The sequence below is a fragment of the Rahnella sp. BIGb0603 genome, assembly GCF_024808755.1.
Classification (GTDB): Bacteria; Pseudomonadota; Gammaproteobacteria; order Enterobacterales; family Enterobacteriaceae; genus Rahnella; species Rahnella contaminans.
This window is the reverse complement of record NZ_JANUEX010000002.1, coordinates 427,990-443,413: the sequence shown is the minus strand read 5'-3', so window position 1 is coordinate 443,413 and position 15,424 is coordinate 427,990. Positions and strand designations below refer to the sequence as shown.

At 57.3% G+C, this 15,424-nt stretch carries 11 protein-coding genes; 3 read left to right on the top strand and 8 right to left on the bottom strand.

Going from position 1 to position 15,424, the window contains the following annotated elements; genetic code table 11:
* The first annotated feature begins 130 nt into the window (after window positions 1-130).
* A complete protein-coding gene (locus M2403_RS07045) occupies window positions 131-1,759 on the top strand; it encodes an ABC transporter ATP-binding protein (RefSeq protein ID WP_259228818.1) in 1,629 nt (542 codons plus the stop codon).
* On the opposite strand, the gene M2403_RS07040 is transcribed toward M2403_RS07045, so the two are convergent.
* The 7 genes from M2403_RS07040 to M2403_RS07010 all read right to left on the bottom strand — a co-directional run bounded on the left by M2403_RS07040 (window position 1,756) and on the right by M2403_RS07010 (window position 9,304).
* Window positions 1,756-2,622, bottom strand: a complete 867-nt coding sequence (locus M2403_RS07040; protein WP_259228817.1) for a sulfurtransferase — start codon at window positions 2,620-2,622, stop codon at window positions 1,756-1,758. The two genes, M2403_RS07045 and M2403_RS07040, sit on opposite strands and share 4 nt — an antisense overlap.
* A gap of 4 nt (window positions 2,623-2,626) precedes the next feature.
* Window positions 2,627-3,610 (bottom strand): ornithine cyclodeaminase, encoded by a 984-nt coding sequence (locus M2403_RS07035; protein ID WP_259228815.1) that lies wholly within the window; start codon window positions 3,608-3,610, stop codon window positions 2,627-2,629.
* Between the two features lie 2 nt (window positions 3,611-3,612).
* Window positions 3,613-4,611 carry a 1-aminocyclopropane-1-carboxylate deaminase/D-cysteine desulfhydrase gene (locus M2403_RS07030; protein ID WP_259228814.1) on the bottom strand — a complete coding sequence of 333 codons (999 nt, stop codon included), beginning with the start codon at window positions 4,609-4,611 and terminating at the stop codon, window positions 3,613-3,615.
* 62 nt (window positions 4,612-4,673) lie between these two features.
* Window positions 4,674-6,056 carry a M20/M25/M40 family metallo-hydrolase gene (locus M2403_RS07025; RefSeq protein ID WP_259228813.1) on the bottom strand — a complete coding sequence of 461 codons (1,383 nt, stop codon included), beginning with the start codon at window positions 6,054-6,056 and terminating at the stop codon, window positions 4,674-4,676.
* Window positions 6,053-6,967, bottom strand: coding sequence for an ABC transporter permease (locus tag M2403_RS07020; RefSeq protein ID WP_101076528.1), 915 nt, complete (start codon window positions 6,965-6,967; stop codon window positions 6,053-6,055). Before M2403_RS07020 ends, M2403_RS07025 begins: the two co-directional genes overlap by 4 nt.
* 1 nt (window position 6,968) lies before the next feature.
* Window positions 6,969-7,814, bottom strand: coding sequence for an ABC transporter permease (locus M2403_RS07015; protein WP_152327164.1), 846 nt, complete (start codon window positions 7,812-7,814; stop codon window positions 6,969-6,971).
* Window positions 7,811-9,304: an ABC transporter substrate-binding protein gene (locus tag M2403_RS07010; RefSeq protein WP_259228812.1), complete on the bottom strand. Its 1,494-nt coding sequence runs from the start codon at window positions 9,302-9,304 to the stop codon at window positions 7,811-7,813. The genes M2403_RS07015 and M2403_RS07010 overlap by 4 nt, the downstream gene beginning before the upstream one ends.
* A 184-nt stretch (window positions 9,305-9,488) precedes the next feature.
* Here M2403_RS07010 and M2403_RS07005 point away from each other — a divergent pair, with 184 nt between their 5' ends.
* On the top strand, window positions 9,489-10,187 hold the full coding sequence (locus M2403_RS07005) for a GntR family transcriptional regulator (RefSeq protein ID WP_152327166.1): 699 nt from the start codon (window positions 9,489-9,491) through the stop codon (window positions 10,185-10,187).
* A 51-nt stretch (window positions 10,188-10,238) separates the two neighbouring features.
* Here M2403_RS07005 and M2403_RS07000 read toward each other — a convergent pair whose 3' ends face one another.
* Window positions 10,239-11,750 (bottom strand): anion permease, encoded by a 1,512-nt coding sequence (locus M2403_RS07000; protein WP_152327167.1) that lies wholly within the window; start codon window positions 11,748-11,750, stop codon window positions 10,239-10,241.
* 622 nt (window positions 11,751-12,372) lie between these two features.
* On the opposite strand from M2403_RS07000, the gene M2403_RS06995 reads away from it, so the two are divergent.
* A complete protein-coding gene (locus M2403_RS06995; RefSeq protein WP_152327168.1) occupies window positions 12,373-15,150 on the top strand; it encodes a flavocytochrome c in 2,778 nt (925 codons plus the stop codon).
* The last annotated feature ends 274 nt before the right edge of the window (window positions 15,151-15,424 follow it).

The window sequence follows — 15,424 nt, the reverse complement described above, 5'->3', positions numbered from 1 at the left end:
GTCTTTTTGTGTCCACCAACCAAACGGGCATAACCCCGTACAAATCTGTCTAACCCAGGCCCTGCATTCGGGTTGTTACCTTAAGATATACGATATATTCTCTAAGTTCATTTCTTCGCCGGATTTGCACATGACAACTGCCAGACCGCTTCTTGATGTCCGCTCTCTTGCCCTTCATACCGCCGCCGGTTTACCGCTGGTAAAGCAGGTTTCATTGCAGGTAAACCGCCGTGAAATTGTGGCGCTGGTCGGTGAGTCCGGTTCGGGGAAAACCCTGAGTTCGCTGGCACTGATGGGGCTGTTGCCGCCCGGCGTGAGTATGAACGGCGGTGAAATCTGGCTCGATGATCAGAAGATTGCCAGCCCGAACACCCCCTTTGACGCGCCGGTGCGCGGGAAACGGCTGGCGATGATTTTTCAGGAACCGATGACCAGCATGAATCCGCTGCTGAAAGTCGGGGAGCAGATTGCCGAGGTTCTGGTTCGCCATCAGCAGCTGAGCTGGAAACAGGCACATCGCGAAGCGGTAGCATTGCTCGATCGCGTCGGGATTGTGAACCCGGAACAACGGGCAAAGCAGTATATTCACCAGCTTTCCGGTGGGATGCGCCAGCGGGTGATGATCGCCAGCGCCATCAGCTGTAAACCGGCGTTGCTGATTGCGGATGAGCCGACGACGGCGCTGGACGTCACCATTCAGGCACAAATTTTGACGCTGTTGCAGGAACTGCAACAGGAAATGGACATGGGCATTTTGCTGATTACGCATGACCTGAGCGTGGTGGCGCGTTACGCCGACCGCGCTTACGTAATGCATCAGGGATATCTGGTCGAGCAGGGGCCGGTGGCGCAGTTGCTGACGGATCCGCAGGAGCCGTATACCCGCAAACTGATTGGCGCGTCGCAGCCGGAGCCGCGTGAAAAGACCGGTGAAATCAGCGCGGATTCGCCGCTGGTGCGGTTGCGCGGGCTGACCAAAAGTTATCCGCAGGCGCAGCGTTTGCCCTTTGTTCCGGCTAAGCGTCAGACGGTGCTTTTCCCGACCACGCTGGATATCCGCCGGGGTGAAATTCTCGGGCTGATCGGTGAATCCGGTTCCGGCAAAACCACACTCGGGCGCGCCATCATTGGCCTGACGGACACCGACAGCGGCGATATCGAATTTGACGGCGTATCGCTGACACTGGCCAGCCACGGGACGCGGCAAAAAATGCGCCGCCGTGCGCAGATTATCTTTCAGGACCCCTACGCCAGCCTGAATCCAAAAATTACTATCGGCGAGCAGATTGCCGAACCGCTGCGCGTGTATAAACTGCGGCCTGCGGCACTGATACAGGCGCGGGTAGAAGAATTACTGAAACTCGTCGGGCTGGAAGCGCATCACGCCAGCCGCCTGCCCGGCGCATTTTCAGGCGGTCAGCGCCAGCGTGTGGCAATCGCCCGTGCGCTGGCGCTGGAGCCTGAATTACTGGTGGCGGATGAAGCGGTTTCGGCGCTGGATCTTTCGGTACGCGGGCAGATTCTGGCGCTGCTGGATCGCTTACGCCAGCAGCTCGGGCTGACTGTGCTGTTTATCAGTCACGATCTGGCGGCGGTGAAACAGGTGTGCGATCGCGTGGTAGTGCTGTATCACGGGAAAATCGTGGAAAGCGGCGATACGGCGCGGGTTCTGCGTGCGCCGCAACATCCTTATACGCAAACCTTACTGGCCGCCGCGCCCGATATCACGCGGGCGCTGCAACTGCGTCGGGCGGGTTAACAGCCCGTCAGCATCGGCAGTTCCTGGTGTTCCGCCCATTCATGCCATGACCCCACGTACACCGCCAGCTGGTGATAACCGGCCAGCTGAAGTGCGGTGTACACCGTAGCCGCCCGCGCGCCGCGATGACAATAAATGATCACCCGCCGGTCAGGCGATAAGCCCGCGGCTTCTGCCCGCTGACGGATTTCCTCTGCGCTGAGAAATGCGCCGTTTTGCACCACATCTTCCCAGAAAAGCAGTTTCGCGCCGGGGATCCGGCCTGCGCGATGGCAGCATTCATGCGCAAATTCACCGCTGAATTCCGTCGGGCGACGCGCATCCAGAATTTGTGCGCCACTGGCCTGCGCGTTCAGCACTTCATCGCGCGTGGCAGTCAGGTCCTTATGATAAACCGGGGAGTTTAAAGCGTCCGGGCTGTCCGGGCTGACCACCGCGCTGCGTCCGGTGCCGGGCTGTAATTTGCCGCCTGCCTGTACCCAGGCGTCCAGTCCGCCGTCCAGTATCAGCGCATTGTCGATGCCGCCGAACTGCGCAAACCATGCGCCGCGCGGGGAACGCATACCCACCTGTTGTTCGAAGAATACTGGCGTGACGTTGTCACTGATCGTCAGTTGTTGCCATGCCCGGTGGAAGGCATCCGCCATGCCCCGGATGCCTGCAACGGTGCTGTCGGGAATAAAATAATCGTACACGTTGAGATGAAGTGCGCCGGGCAACGTTTCGGCCTGCCACTGTGAGAATTCACGGACGTCAATCAGGGCAAATTCCTGCCCAAGCTGGCGGCGCGACAACAGCTCTGCGGCACCGATCAGCCGCCGGTGATTGAGAACATTTTGTGCGGGTAAAGGATAAACAGCCAAAGTCTTACTCCGGGAAAAGCGATAAAAGCGTGCCCGTTCCGCGTTCGGCGGCGAGTTTTAGTACGCGCGATGCGAGGGCGATGTCAAAAACGTTGAGGCCGAACGGGGAGAAATACACGCTTTCATCAGCCGCCGGTCGCCAGCCGTCGAGCAGCAGATTGCCTAAATCGGCGTCCACGTGTTCGGGCAGGAATTTTCCGGCGCGGTACATCTGAAACAGACTTTTGGCGCTGGTTTCACAGAAATCTCCCCATAAATCAACCAGCACGCGCGTCGAGCGGTTAATCGCTGCGAAGGACACTTCGTGATAGCCAACCTGAATCACCAGACGACCGGCGCGGATCGCTTCCGGCCCGAGCAGCGGTTCGGCGGCGCTGGTGCAGGTGATCACGGCGTCAGCGTCCTGCGCCAGCGCATTGTGAAGATCGGGAACCCGAATCAGCGGCCAGGGGAATTGCGTGTTATCCACCGGCAACGCAGACGCACTGCGATCCCACCAGCTGACCTGGTGCAGATGGGGGAAAAGCTGGCGAAGCATGTGGAGATGCGCCATCGCCTGAACGCCTGCACCGAGCAGTAACACGCGCTGAACCGGACGCGGCGCGGCATGGCGCAGCGCAAGGGCCGACACCGCTGCGGTGCGCGTGGCGGTCAGCGCGCCGCTCTCCACCAGCCCGAGCGGCTGGCCGTTATCGGCGCGGTTAATCAGCGTCAGCGCCATCGCCTGCGGGAACGGGTCCTGAGCATCCGGGCGATGTGCCGTCCATTTTACCCCGGCGGCGTTAAACCGCCCGCCAACGCTGGCGGGCAAGGCATAGGCTTTGCCGCGCGGCGTGCCTAAACTGACGTGAGTTTCCGCAGGCATCTGCGCTGTATTCTGGCGCATCAGCGTGACAACGTCACAGATATCCTCCAGCGCGGCCTGCGGATCGGTGCCGCCCAGCGCCACCACGTCCGCGCGGTTCAGTGTGCGAAAACCGGATGTCATATTCAGTGCTCCAGCAACGTTTGTGCAAACGGATAAAGCGCCGGTGAGCCGCCGCAGTGCACGAAAATCACCCGTGAACCGGCGCTGATTTTGCCTTGCTCCGTCAGGCTGATTAAGCCGTGCATCGCTTTGCCGGTGTAAACCGGATCCAGCAACACACCTTCGGCCTGTGCAACACGGTAAATGGCATCGATACCGCCGTCAGAAGGCACACCGTAGGCGGCGCCGACAAAACCGTCTTCAATCCAGATATCTTCCGGCGTCCAGCTTTGCGGCCACTCGAGCAGGTCAGCGCAATCCTGCGCCATGGCTGAAATGCGGGTCTGAAACCAGTCGGCTTTGGCGCTGACGCTGATACCGACAATTTTGGTGTGCGGCCAGTAACGGCGCGCACCGACGTACAATCCGGCCAGCGTCCCGCCGGAGCCGGTTGGGGCGACGATGACGTCCGGCGCAGGTTCGCCGCGCTCTTTCAGCTGAGCGTTCATTTCTTCGATGGCGCGGACATAACCCAGTGCGCCAAGTGGTGTGGCACCGCCCAGCGGGATAATCAGAGCTTTTTCACCCCGCGCCTGTGCGGCGTCAGCATGGGCGTTCATCGCCCCTTCAATCTGAGTGAAATAGCCGTCCGGATCGAGAAACTCCAGCTCTGCGCCAAAGAGTTTGTCGAGCAGCAGGTTGCCCTGATACGTCCAGGGCTGATTGCCACGCAGCACCAGCACCGGTTTCATGCCGAACTTACGCGCGGCGGCGGCGACCATACGCGCGTGATTTGACTGATGTCCGCCGGTGGTGATCACCACATCCACGTTCTTGCGGCAGGCATCGGCCATCAGATATTCCAGCTTACGGACCTTATTGCCACCGCCGCCGAAACCGGTGTAATCATCGCGTTTGATGTCCAGCGTGACGCCAAGTGAGTCACCTAATGTGGTCAGGCGTTCAAGTGGCGTGGGGAAAAACCCCAGTGAAACTCTTTCAAAATCATCGGACTGTTTCATGGTAAATATCCTGCTGGTTTATTTTTAAAACTTTCCCGGGAGTTGACGCAAAATACCGGCGGCTAAACCGCCGGTGTAGAAAAAGGAGGTTCCACGCTGAACAGAGTGATCCATTCAGTGACCGACTGCTGAAAACGTTCCAGCCCGTGCAGGGTGACGAATTCGTTCACGCCGTGCGCGTTGCCGCCGTGGCCCAGCCCGCCAATCAGAAAGGCCGGTGCCACGCGCGCGAAGGTGTAAGCCGGTGCGCAGCCGGGTGCCCATGGCCAGATCTGCGGCTTCGCGCCCTGTAATTCGTAGCTGGTGAGCAGGGCATCCACGCCGGGGCTGTGATGAGCAAAACGGTGGCCGGGATAACTGTCGTCGAGTTCCAGTTCCACACCGTCGAATTCCGGGCGGGCGAGCGTCTGGCGGATCACGGCCAGCAGGTTCTCACCGTCAATGCCCGGCGGAACGCGCAACGCAATTTCGGCGCTGGCGCTGCGGGGAATGACACCGCGTGACTCCAGCGGATCGCTGCGTATTTCCGAAATATTCAGCACCGCGCCGTTGATCAGCTGTTGCAGGCAGGCCAGCGTATCGCCGCTGACGGATAAGGTTTCACTGCGGCGGAACCGTAATTCATCGGTGATGCTGAACTGCGCGGCAAGTGCGCAAAGCAGCCGGTTGGCTTCTTCATCAATCACCTGCCGGGCAATCACGCCGCTGTTATGCGCGGGCGCGATGGCGTTCAGCGCGGCAACCAGCCGCCAGACGGGGTTGGCGATCCAGTTAGCGTTACTGGCGTGAATCGCCGCGGAGGGGCCGCCCCATTTGCCGCCGCTGACTTTTAACCGTCCGCCGCTCAGCCCGCTGAATCCGAGATAAACGCGCGGCTCGCCGCCACCGTATTCGCACAGCGACGGGAAAAAGACCGCGCTGGCGGTTGAAACCGGGCAAGGATCCTGCGCCAGATAGCGGCGCAGCTGGCCGCTGCCCGTTTCTTCTTCGCCTTCCAGAATAATTTCAATATTGGCGCTGAGTTTTCCGCTGTCGCACAGTGATTTCAGTGCCATCAGCATGCCCGCCAGCGGGCCTTTATTGTTCTCGGCACCGCGCGCAATAAACACTTCGCCAACGCCCGGCCATTCAGATACGCCGCCGCTGAACGGCGGAAATTCCCAGCCCGCGTCATCTGCGGGCATCACGTCATACATGTTGTAAAGTACCAGCGTTTTTTCCGCCTGCCGGTCAATGCACATATGCACCAGCGGCGGGGCGTTTTGCGCGGTTTGTTCACTTACCGCCAGCACCGGCACGCCGCCCAGTTCAGTACGGATCCAGTCTTCCAGCCACTGCGCCAGCGCGCGTTGCTGATCAATCTGGCCTGCAACGCTGGCAAACGGCGTGATGGCAGACAGCAAATCCAGCGTCGGGTAAATCGCGGGCGTAATGGAAATACTCACAGGCGGATCCTCGGGTTCAGTACCACATAGAGCAGGTCGATAATCAGGTTGATGCCGACAAACACCAGCGCGGCCAGCAGCACAATGGCCTGTACCAGCGGGAAATCACGGTTCTGAATGGCCTGTACGGCGAGGCGGCCAATGCCCGGCCAGGCAAAAATGATTTCCGTCACCAGCGCGCCGCCGAGCAGCGAGGCGAAATACATGCCCTGAACGGTAATGACCGGGATCAGCGCATTGCGCAATCCGTGGCGCACTACAATTCGCCAGGCACTCAGCCCTTTGGCGCGCGCGGTACGGATATAATCCTGCTGCATCACGTCAATCAGGCTGGCGCGGATCAGGCGGGCAATTGCGCTCATGTAATACGCGCCGAGGCTCAGTGCGGGCATGATGAGCTGACTGGCACTGCCATAGCCGCCGGACGGTAGCCAGCGCAGGTTCAGGCTGAATACGATAATCAGCAGCAGGCCCAGCCAGAAAACCGGAATTGCCTGACCGCTGAACGCCAGCAGGCGCGACAGCAAATCCCACGCAGTGTTCTGATACAGCGCGCTGACGATACCGAGCAGCAAACCGGCAACCGTGCTCCAGAGCAAAGCGCTGACGGCGAGCAGCAGCGTGGCGGGAACGCGCTGACCAATTAACTCCGTGACCGGCTGGCTGTAGCGCAGGGATTCGCCAAGGTCGCCGTGTAAAACGCCGGTCAGGTAATGCCAGTATTGCCAGATCAGCGAGCGGTCAAAGCCCATACTATGGCGGAAATTTTCGATTTCCTGCTGGCTCGAGCCGGGCGGCATCATGACCGCCGCCGGATCGCCGGTGAGATGCAGGCTGTAGAAAATCAGCAGGGAAACGCCGAACATCACCAGCACGGATTGCCCGAGGCGTTGCAGGATATAACGCAGCATTTCAGTCTAGCCTCGTGTGGGTTTTGCGCAGCAGGCTGTCGCCGAGCAGGTTGCAGCCGATCACCAGCGCGGCAATCACCAGCCCCGGATACAGCACCAGCCACTGTGCGAGCAGCATGTAAGAACGGCCTTCGCCGATCAGGTTTCCCAGCGTCGGCGTTGGTGGCTGAATGCCCATGCCGAGAAAACCAATCGAGGCTTCAAGCACGATGAGCCGCGGGATATCCAGCGTCAGCAGCACAATCAGCGGCGTCATGAGATTGGGTAAAACGTGGCGCAGCAAAATGCGCGGCGTCGAAAAACCCATGGCTTTGACGGATTCGATATATTCCAGCTCGCGAATTTCCAGCGTTTTGGCGCGCGCCACGCGGGCGTAAATCGCCCAGCTGGTGACACCCATGATCAGGATGATGTTGGTGAGCGACGCGCCGAACAGTGCCATCACCAGTAAGATCAGCAGGATAAACGGCACCGCCAGCTGAATGTCCATCAGGCGCATGATCAGCGCGTCCAGCCAGCCGCCCACGTATCCGGCAATCATGCCAAGCACCGAACCGATCACCGCCGCAATCACCGCCGCCAGCAATACCACCATCAGCGAAAGGCGGGTACCCGCCAGAATACGTGACAATAAATCGCGCCCCAGCTGATCGGTGCCGAGCAAATGCTGGCTGCCGGGCGCAGAAAATGCCGCAGCCAGATCGTTCTTCAACGGATCCGGCAAGGGTAACCACGGCGCAAGAAGCGCCGGGATGATGACCAGCAACAGCAAAAGGCCGCCGAGAATACCGTCGCCATAAAAGCGACGACGGGGTTTTCTCTGCAAAACCGAACGCAGTGAAATCATTTAAGCCTCAGGTCGAACAGCGGAATGCGGGAATCGGCGCGGCCTTTGAAGGTCACGTTATCCGCGCTGGCGTACAGGGAATCCTCCTTGTAAAGCGGGATCAGCGGTTGCTGCACGGCTACAACCTGCTGGATTTGCTGCAAAATCTTCTCGCGTTTTGCCGGATCAACCGTGGTGCGGCTGCTGTTAAGCAGGGCATCCAGTTCCGGAGAATTCACTGTCGAATAGGGTTCGCCGGAATGCAGAATCGGATACAGCGCGGCATCGGCGTCCAGCGTCTGTGTGGAACCCCACGCCAGCATGTACAGCGGAGCCTGTTTCTGTGCCGCCACCTGCTGGGTATAAACCGACCATTCAGGGACTTCCAGTTCGGCTTTCACGCCGATCGCCGCCAGATCTTGCACGACTGCCTGTGCCACATCGGCGCTGGCGATATAACGGCGCGGTGCCTGGAACTTCAGGGTAAAGCCCTGCGGATAACCGGCTTCGGCCAGCAGGGATTTCGCCTTCGCCACGTCCTGTGCCGGTGCCGGGATCGCGTCATAGCCAAAATCTTTCGGCCCGGCCATCGTGCCGGTTGGCGTCCCGAAACCGTGCAGTAAATCGCGGGTATACGCCGTGCGGTTAAGCGCCAGAGAAAGCGCCTGTCGTACGCGCACGTCGTTCAGCGGTTTCTGGTCGTTCTTCAGCCCGAGGTAAATCGTCAGGCCGCCGTTTTTGACCTGCTCAAGATGCACGCCCGGTTTGTTTTTCAGCGCCGGAACCAGATCGGCCGGAACGCCATCTACCAGCTGAACTTCACCGGTCAGCAGGGCGGTGATACGTGCGGTAGCTTCAGGAATTGGCCGCCAGGTGACGGTATCGATTGCGGGCTTACCACGCCAGTAATCAGGATTGGCCTGCATCACGACTTTTTCGTCGGGGATAAACGTCTGCAAGATATACGCACCGGACCCGACCGGTTTACGCGCAAATTCAGCCGCGCCCACTTTGGTGACATACGCCGGTGGCACAATGTATGTCGGGTAGCGACTCATACGCGTGGGCAACAGCGGATCCGGGCCGCTGGTGTGAATTTTCACCTGATAATCACCGGTGACTTCCACTGACCTGATTGTGCGGATATAAGAGATGGTCGGCGCATGGTTCGCGGGATCAAGAATACGGTCGATAGAGAATTTGACGGCCTGCGCATTGACCGGCTCGCCGTCGCTGAATTTCACGCCCTGACGCAACGTGAATTCCCAGGTGGTGTCGTCGAGTGATTTCCAGCGGGTTGCCAGCCCCGGCTGCAACTGCATATTGGCATCGCGCAGCACCAGCGTATCAAAGAGGTTGTCCACCAGCGTGGCGGATTCTTTCAGGAAACCCGGATCCATTGCCGTGGCAGAGGTCGTTTGCGCGATCACCAGTTCAGAAGCAAACGCGGCGGGTGTTGCGAGGCCAATGAGCAAAGCCAGTGACGCCAGTTTGAAGGCAGGTATTCTCATTACGGTCATTCCCAAAGTGAAGCCGCCAGAAAGGTTGACGGAATTAAATGAAGTCGGTGCGTTAGAAAAACGTTCAATCAATGTTCAATTCCTTAATACATGATATATCCTATATAATGTATTTTTGGCAAGCCAGAGTTTAAACTGAAAAAGTAAATCGATAATTTTGCTAAAGGAAAGTCACATGTTTGAGATGGAAAAAGCGCAGCGTGTCAGCCTGACGATGCAGGTTGAAGCGAAGCTGAAAGGAGCGCTGATTGTCGGTGTACTCAAGCCGGGCGCGCGACTGGTCACGAAAGAGATTGCAGAAAAACTGGGGACCAGCGTCACGCCGGTACGCGAAGCATTATTGCGCCTGGTCTCCGCCGGTGCGCTGGATGCCACGCCCGCGCAGGCGTTTCTGGTGCCCAAAATTCCCCAGTTGCGCTATCAGGAAATCACGCTGATCCGCAAAAATCTGGAAGGGCTTGCGGTGTCGCAGGCCTGTGAGCGGGTCACCGCAGATCACATCGCGCTGCTGAAAAACCTGAACGTAAAATTCCTGGCCGCCAAAAGAGAAAACAAGGTGGAAGAGGCGCTCGAGGCTAACCGCGAGTTCCGCTTTACGCTTTATGAGATGGCCGGAATGCCGACGCTGATGGCGCTGATCGAGCAACTCTGGGTGCAGATCGGCCCGTGCTTTAATTACCTCTATCCGCAGTCTTCGCCGGTGACGCAGGGCAAGCACAATTATGAGCAACTGCTGCTGGCGCTGGAAACCGGCGACAGCAAACGCTGCGTGAAGCTGATCCACAAGGCGATAGATGACGGTGCGGCTATTCTGGTGGAACACTATTTTTCACAGGAAAACCCTAACGCTATTCAGGACTCATCCCGCCCATAAAAAAAGGTGCACAAAAGTGCACCTTTTTTGCTTATAACGCCGTGGCGTTGATCAGAACATCAGAACCATCCACGGATAGGCAATCAGCATCATGCCGCCGAGGAAGATGGCGCCGAAAATAGTCCCCAGACGCCAGTAATCTTTGGTCGGCAGATAACCGCTGCCGTAGTAAATCGGGCTCGGGCCGGTGCCGTACGGCGTGATAATCCCCATCACACCCAGCGACGTCACCATCATCAGGCAGTAAACCGGCATGTTGATGCCCGGAATGGCAGCGGCGATAGTCAGCATCGCCGGTAACAGCGCGGTGGTGTGCGCCGTGGTACTGGCGAACAGGTAGTGCAGCAGGAAGAACGCAATCAGCAGCATCACAGCGGCGACCTGCGGGTCGAAACCGTTGAGCAACTGACCGCCTTCTTTACCCAGCCAGGCGATGAAACCGACGCGCGCAAGCCCATCGGCCAGCGCCACCAGCGTGGCAAACCAGGCAAAAGTATTCCAGGCCGGTTTGTTGCTGGTAATGTCGTTCCAGTTCAGTACGCCGGTCCACAGCATCAGAACCACCACCAGTAACGCGGCCAGCGCCGGTTCAATCCAGGCGGCGGCAAAAATCCACATCAGCAGGGCGGAACACACGAAGATCAGCAGCAGGATTTCGTTACGCGACAGCTTGCCCAGTTTCTCCAGCTCAGCCTTCGCCCATTTCGGGACTTCATCGTTAATTTTGACTTCCGGCGGATAGAACCAGTACGCCAGCAGCGGCATGGTGAGGATCAGAATCACGCCCAGCGGCAGGAAGGCGAGGAACCACATCCCCCACGAAATGTTGAAACCGATGATACTTTTTACCAGCGCCAGCGCCAGCAGGTTCGGGGCCAGTGCGGAGAGGAACATCGAACTGGTAATACAGGCCGCAGTGATCGCAACCCACATCAGATAGGAACCGATTTTACGTGCGCTCGGGTCGTTCGGTTTGGAACCATACAGCGGCGGCAGGTTGGCGATGATCGGGTAAATGGTCCCGCCGCTGCGCGCGGTGTTAGAAGGCGTGAAGGGCGCGAGCAGCAGGTCGGCGAAGGTGATGGCGTAACCGAGCGTCAGGCTGCGACGACCCAGGTATTTCACCAGAATCAGTGCCAGACGGCGGCCAAACTGCGTTTTGTCATAACCGGCGGCAAACATGAAGGCACCGAAAATCAGCCAGACTGTGGAGTTACCAAAGCCGCTGACCGCCCATTTAAAGGCTTCGGTCGGCATTTTAAACTTCGGATCTGCCAGTTCTGCCGGACTGAATAACAGCCACTGGCCAAACAGCGCGATGACCACCACGCCGGTCAGGCCGATCACCGCACCGGGCAAAGGCTCGAAAATCAGACCGACAATCACCCCGACGAAGACGGCGAAGAAATGCCAGGCATAAGGTTGTAATCCGGCGGGAACCGGCGTCAGCAGCAACAGCACTGCCACCAGAACTGGCAGGAATAGCATGATCAGACGTTTTTTTTGCCCCGCAGAGGCCGGAGCAGCCTTGTTGGGGTCATTCAAAGTCGTTGTGGGTTTCATAGTTTGGTCTGCCCGTGATTGAAAGGAAGCGTTACGCCCTGGTTGTCCATGCGTGATTTCGTATTCGAAAAAGTCATTTTGCTATTTCACTTCGACATCTTAAATCCATGAATTTTTCTTTATCGGAAGCTTGTCACGTATTACAAAAAGATGATGTTTTGAGTAAGAGATGATTAAAAACTAAATATTATCTGTAACCTGCATGACCCCGCGAAGTCATTATTATTTAAATAAAATACCACCGTAAGTTGTGTGGTTATTTTTTGGCAAAAAGTCCTGCTAATGAGAATGTAGAGTAAAATTTCACAAACGCCAGTTTTCGGGTTCAACCTGCTGATTTATCAGGTGAGATTTTTTATGTTAATCAAAAGTTGATTTTTGTCAATCGCTCGATAACAATTGGAGATGGTATTTGATTTAATGTCGGGTAAATAAACAACTCCAGTTCCCTCGAACGTTATAACGACCCACATCGCCCTTTTCTTTATTCGCATAAACAGAAAAGTAAACAAAAAATCAGACCGATTTTTTAAATTCATCACCTGCATCGGATTGCTTAATTTAACGGTAAGTAATGCGGCCACGGAAAATTCAAGACTTTTAAATTGCGGAGTTGATCAACATGAATAAGCTCACCCCGGTCCTTAAGCCACTGACGCTGCCCAACGGCGCGGTGCTGAAAAACCGCCTGCTGATGGCGCCAATGACCACCTGTACGGGCTTTTACGACGGTACAGTCACCAGCGAACTGGTGGAGTATTACCGCGACCGCGCCGGCAGCATCGGGACCGTCATCGTTGAGTGTTGCTTCATTGATCGTTTAGGCCCGGCGTTTCCGGGCGCGATTGCCATCGACAGCGACAACAAAATTCCCGGCCTGAAAAAAATTGCGGATGCTATCAAATCCAAAGGGTCGAAAGCGATCCTTCAGATTTATCACGGCGGCCGTATGGTTGAACCTGAACTGATCGGGGGCCGTACGCCGGTTGCGCCAAGTGCTATCGCCGCGCCGCGTGAAGGTGCCACCACACCGAAAGAACTGACCGGCGAAGAAGTGGAAACCATGATCACCAAATTTGGTGATGCGGTGAACCGTGCGATTAAAGCCGGATTCGACGGCGTGGAAATCCACGGTGCGAACACGTATCTGATTCAGCAGTTCTATTCCCCGAACTCCAACCAGCGCACCGATAAGTGGGGCGGCGACCGCGACAAACGCGCGCTGTTCCCGATGGAAGTGCTGGAAATCACCCATAAAATGGCGAAACGCTTCGCCGACGCCTCCTTTATTATCGGCTACCGTTTCTCGCCGGAAGAGCTGGAAGTGCCCGGCATTCGTTTCGACGACACGATGTACTTGCTGGAAAAACTCGCCGCGCGCGGGCTGGATTACGTGCATTTCTCCGTCGGCCAGCTGCTGCGTCCTTCTATTGTCGATACCCAGGATCCGACGCCGCTTATCACTAAATTCCGCGCCATGCGTTCTGAGACGCTGGCCAAAGTGCCAGTGATTGGTGTGGGCGGTGTGGTGAATAAATCCGATGCCGAAAGCGCGCTGGAACACGGCTTTGATCTGGTGGCGGTGGGCAAAGCCTGCATCGCGTACCCGGACTGGGCTGACCGCATCATTAATAACGATCACCTCGAGCTGTATATCGACAGCCACAAACGTGAAGAGCTGAATATTCCGGAACCGCTGTGGCGCTTCTCACTGGTCGACGCCATGATCCGCGACACCAGCGTCACCGGCCGTAAATATAAGGCCGGCGTTTATCAGGAGAAAGTAGAAGCCGAAGCGCTGAAACTGAAAATCAACGTGGTGCTCGATACTGACCGTATTACCGATATTCAGCTGGTCAAAGACGACTCGCTGGACGTTGATTTCACCACCACGTTCGAAAGCCTGCGTACGCGTATGCTGGTGGCCAACAGCCCGCACGTTGATGCGATTACCGGCGCAACCACGCAGAGTGAGGCGCTGAAAAAAGCCGTTTCACGCGCCATGACAACCTCGAACAAAGAACACGTCATAGATGAAGGCGGTAACCCGCAGGCACCGCAAAACTTTGACGTTGTGGTCATCGGCAGCGGCGGCGCAGGGCTGGCGGCGGCGATTCAGGCGCACGACGACGGCGCACATGTGGTGATTATCGAAAAAATGCCGACCATTGGCGGCAACACCATCAAAGCCTCCGTCGGGATGAATGCGGCAGAAACACGCTTCCAGAAACTCAAAGGCATAGAAGACAGCAAAGACCTGTTCTATGACGAAACGCTGAAAGGCGGGAAGTTTAAAAACAACCCGGTACTGCTGCGTGAGTTTGTTGAACTGGCGCCGGAAGCCATCGAATGGCTGGCGGCGAAAGAGATCGAACTTAACGACATCACCATCACCGGCGGGATGAGCATCGACCGCACGCACCGTCCGGCAGACCGTTCTGCGGTGGGCGGATTCCTCATCAGCGGTCTGGTGAAAAACATCAACAAACGCGAAATCGAAGTTCTGCTGGAAACGTCTGTTTCGGAAATCCTGTTCGAAAACGGCGCAGTCTCCGGCGTGCAGGTGGTCGATGAATACAATGACACCCGTATCCTGAATGCGAAAAGCGTCATTGTTGCCACCGGCGGTTTCAGCGCCAACCGCAACATGGTGGTGAGCTACCGTCCGGATCTTGACGGTTTCGTCACGACCAACCACGCGGGCGCGACCGGCAGCGGCATCGCGATGTTGCAAAAACTGGGCGCAGATACCGTGGACATGGGCGAAATCCAGATCCACCCGACGGTCGAACAAACCACGTCTTACCTGATTTCAGAAGCCATTCGCGGCGGCGGGGCGATTCTGGTCAGTCAGGCCGGTCACCGTTTCTACAACGAAATGGAAACCCGCGACAAAGTCTCCGCCGAAATTATCGGGCTGCCGGAGAAAAGTGCGTGGATTATCTTCGATGAGCAGGTGCGGGCGAATAACAAAGCGGCGGACGAATACATCGCCAAAGGGTTTGTGCTCAGCGCACCGACTCCGCAGGAACTGGCCGTCAAACTGAACATGGATCCGCAGGTGCTGGCCGACACGCTGGAGCGCTATAACCTGTTCGTGGTCGCGAAAAAAGACGAAGACTTTGGCCGTACAACTGCGCTGCGTCACCCGCTCAATCAGGGGCCGTTCTTTGCAATCCGCATCGCACCGGGCGTTCACCACACCATGGGCGGCGTCACCATCAATCCTGACACCGCGGTTCTGGATGCCCAGAAACAAATCATCCCTGGCGCCTGGGCTGCCGGTGAAGTCGTGGGCGGTATCCACGGCGCAAACCGGATTGGCGGCAACGCCGTGGCCGACATCATCATCTTTGGGACGCTGGCGGGGAGGAAGGCGACGGCATTTTCGAAGGCATAAACACTGCGTTGTTTAACCGACAGTGGGATCGGGAAAGTTTCGGTTTTTCAATTGCAGTGATCGCTCAGCGGCTGACGCCGAAACCGACCAAAGAGGCCCGGGACGGGGCCTCTTTGGCATCTCCACGTCTTTTTCAACACGCGCTATCGCGCGCAGTGAAAGAGGCCAGGATTTTCATCGGGCGCGGCGATAGGCGCTCCTTGAAGCCAGTTTGGGTGGTAAACCCAAAATCCCACCCCAGACTTATCCAACTCCCCCATAACGTTATGATAAA

What these genes read in the sequence shown, in the direction of transcription:
- M2403_RS07045 (WP_259228818.1), top strand. Translation starts at nt 131, where the DNA reads ATGACAACTGCCAGACCGCTTCTTGATGTCCGCTCTCTTGCCCTTCAT.
- M2403_RS07035 (WP_259228815.1), bottom strand. Translation starts at nt 3,610, where the DNA reads ATGACATCCGGTTTTCGCACACTGAACCGCGCGGACGTGGTGGCGCTG.
- M2403_RS07030 (WP_259228814.1), bottom strand. Translation starts at nt 4,611, where the DNA reads ATGAAACAGTCCGATGATTTTGAAAGAGTTTCACTGGGGTTTTTCCCC.
- M2403_RS07020 (WP_101076528.1), bottom strand. Translation starts at nt 6,967, where the DNA reads ATGCTGCGTTATATCCTGCAACGCCTCGGGCAATCCGTGCTGGTGATG.
- M2403_RS07015 (WP_152327164.1), bottom strand. Translation starts at nt 7,814, where the DNA reads ATGATTTCACTGCGTTCGGTTTTGCAGAGAAAACCCCGTCGTCGCTTT.
- M2403_RS07010 (WP_259228812.1), bottom strand. Translation starts at nt 9,304, where the DNA reads ATGAGAATACCTGCCTTCAAACTGGCGTCACTGGCTTTGCTCATTGGC.
- M2403_RS07005 (WP_152327166.1), top strand. Translation starts at nt 9,489, where the DNA reads ATGTTTGAGATGGAAAAAGCGCAGCGTGTCAGCCTGACGATGCAGGTT.
- M2403_RS07000 (WP_152327167.1), bottom strand. Translation starts at nt 11,750, where the DNA reads ATGAAACCCACAACGACTTTGAATGACCCCAACAAGGCTGCTCCGGCC.
- M2403_RS06995 (WP_152327168.1), top strand. Translation starts at nt 12,373, where the DNA reads ATGAATAAGCTCACCCCGGTCCTTAAGCCACTGACGCTGCCCAACGGC.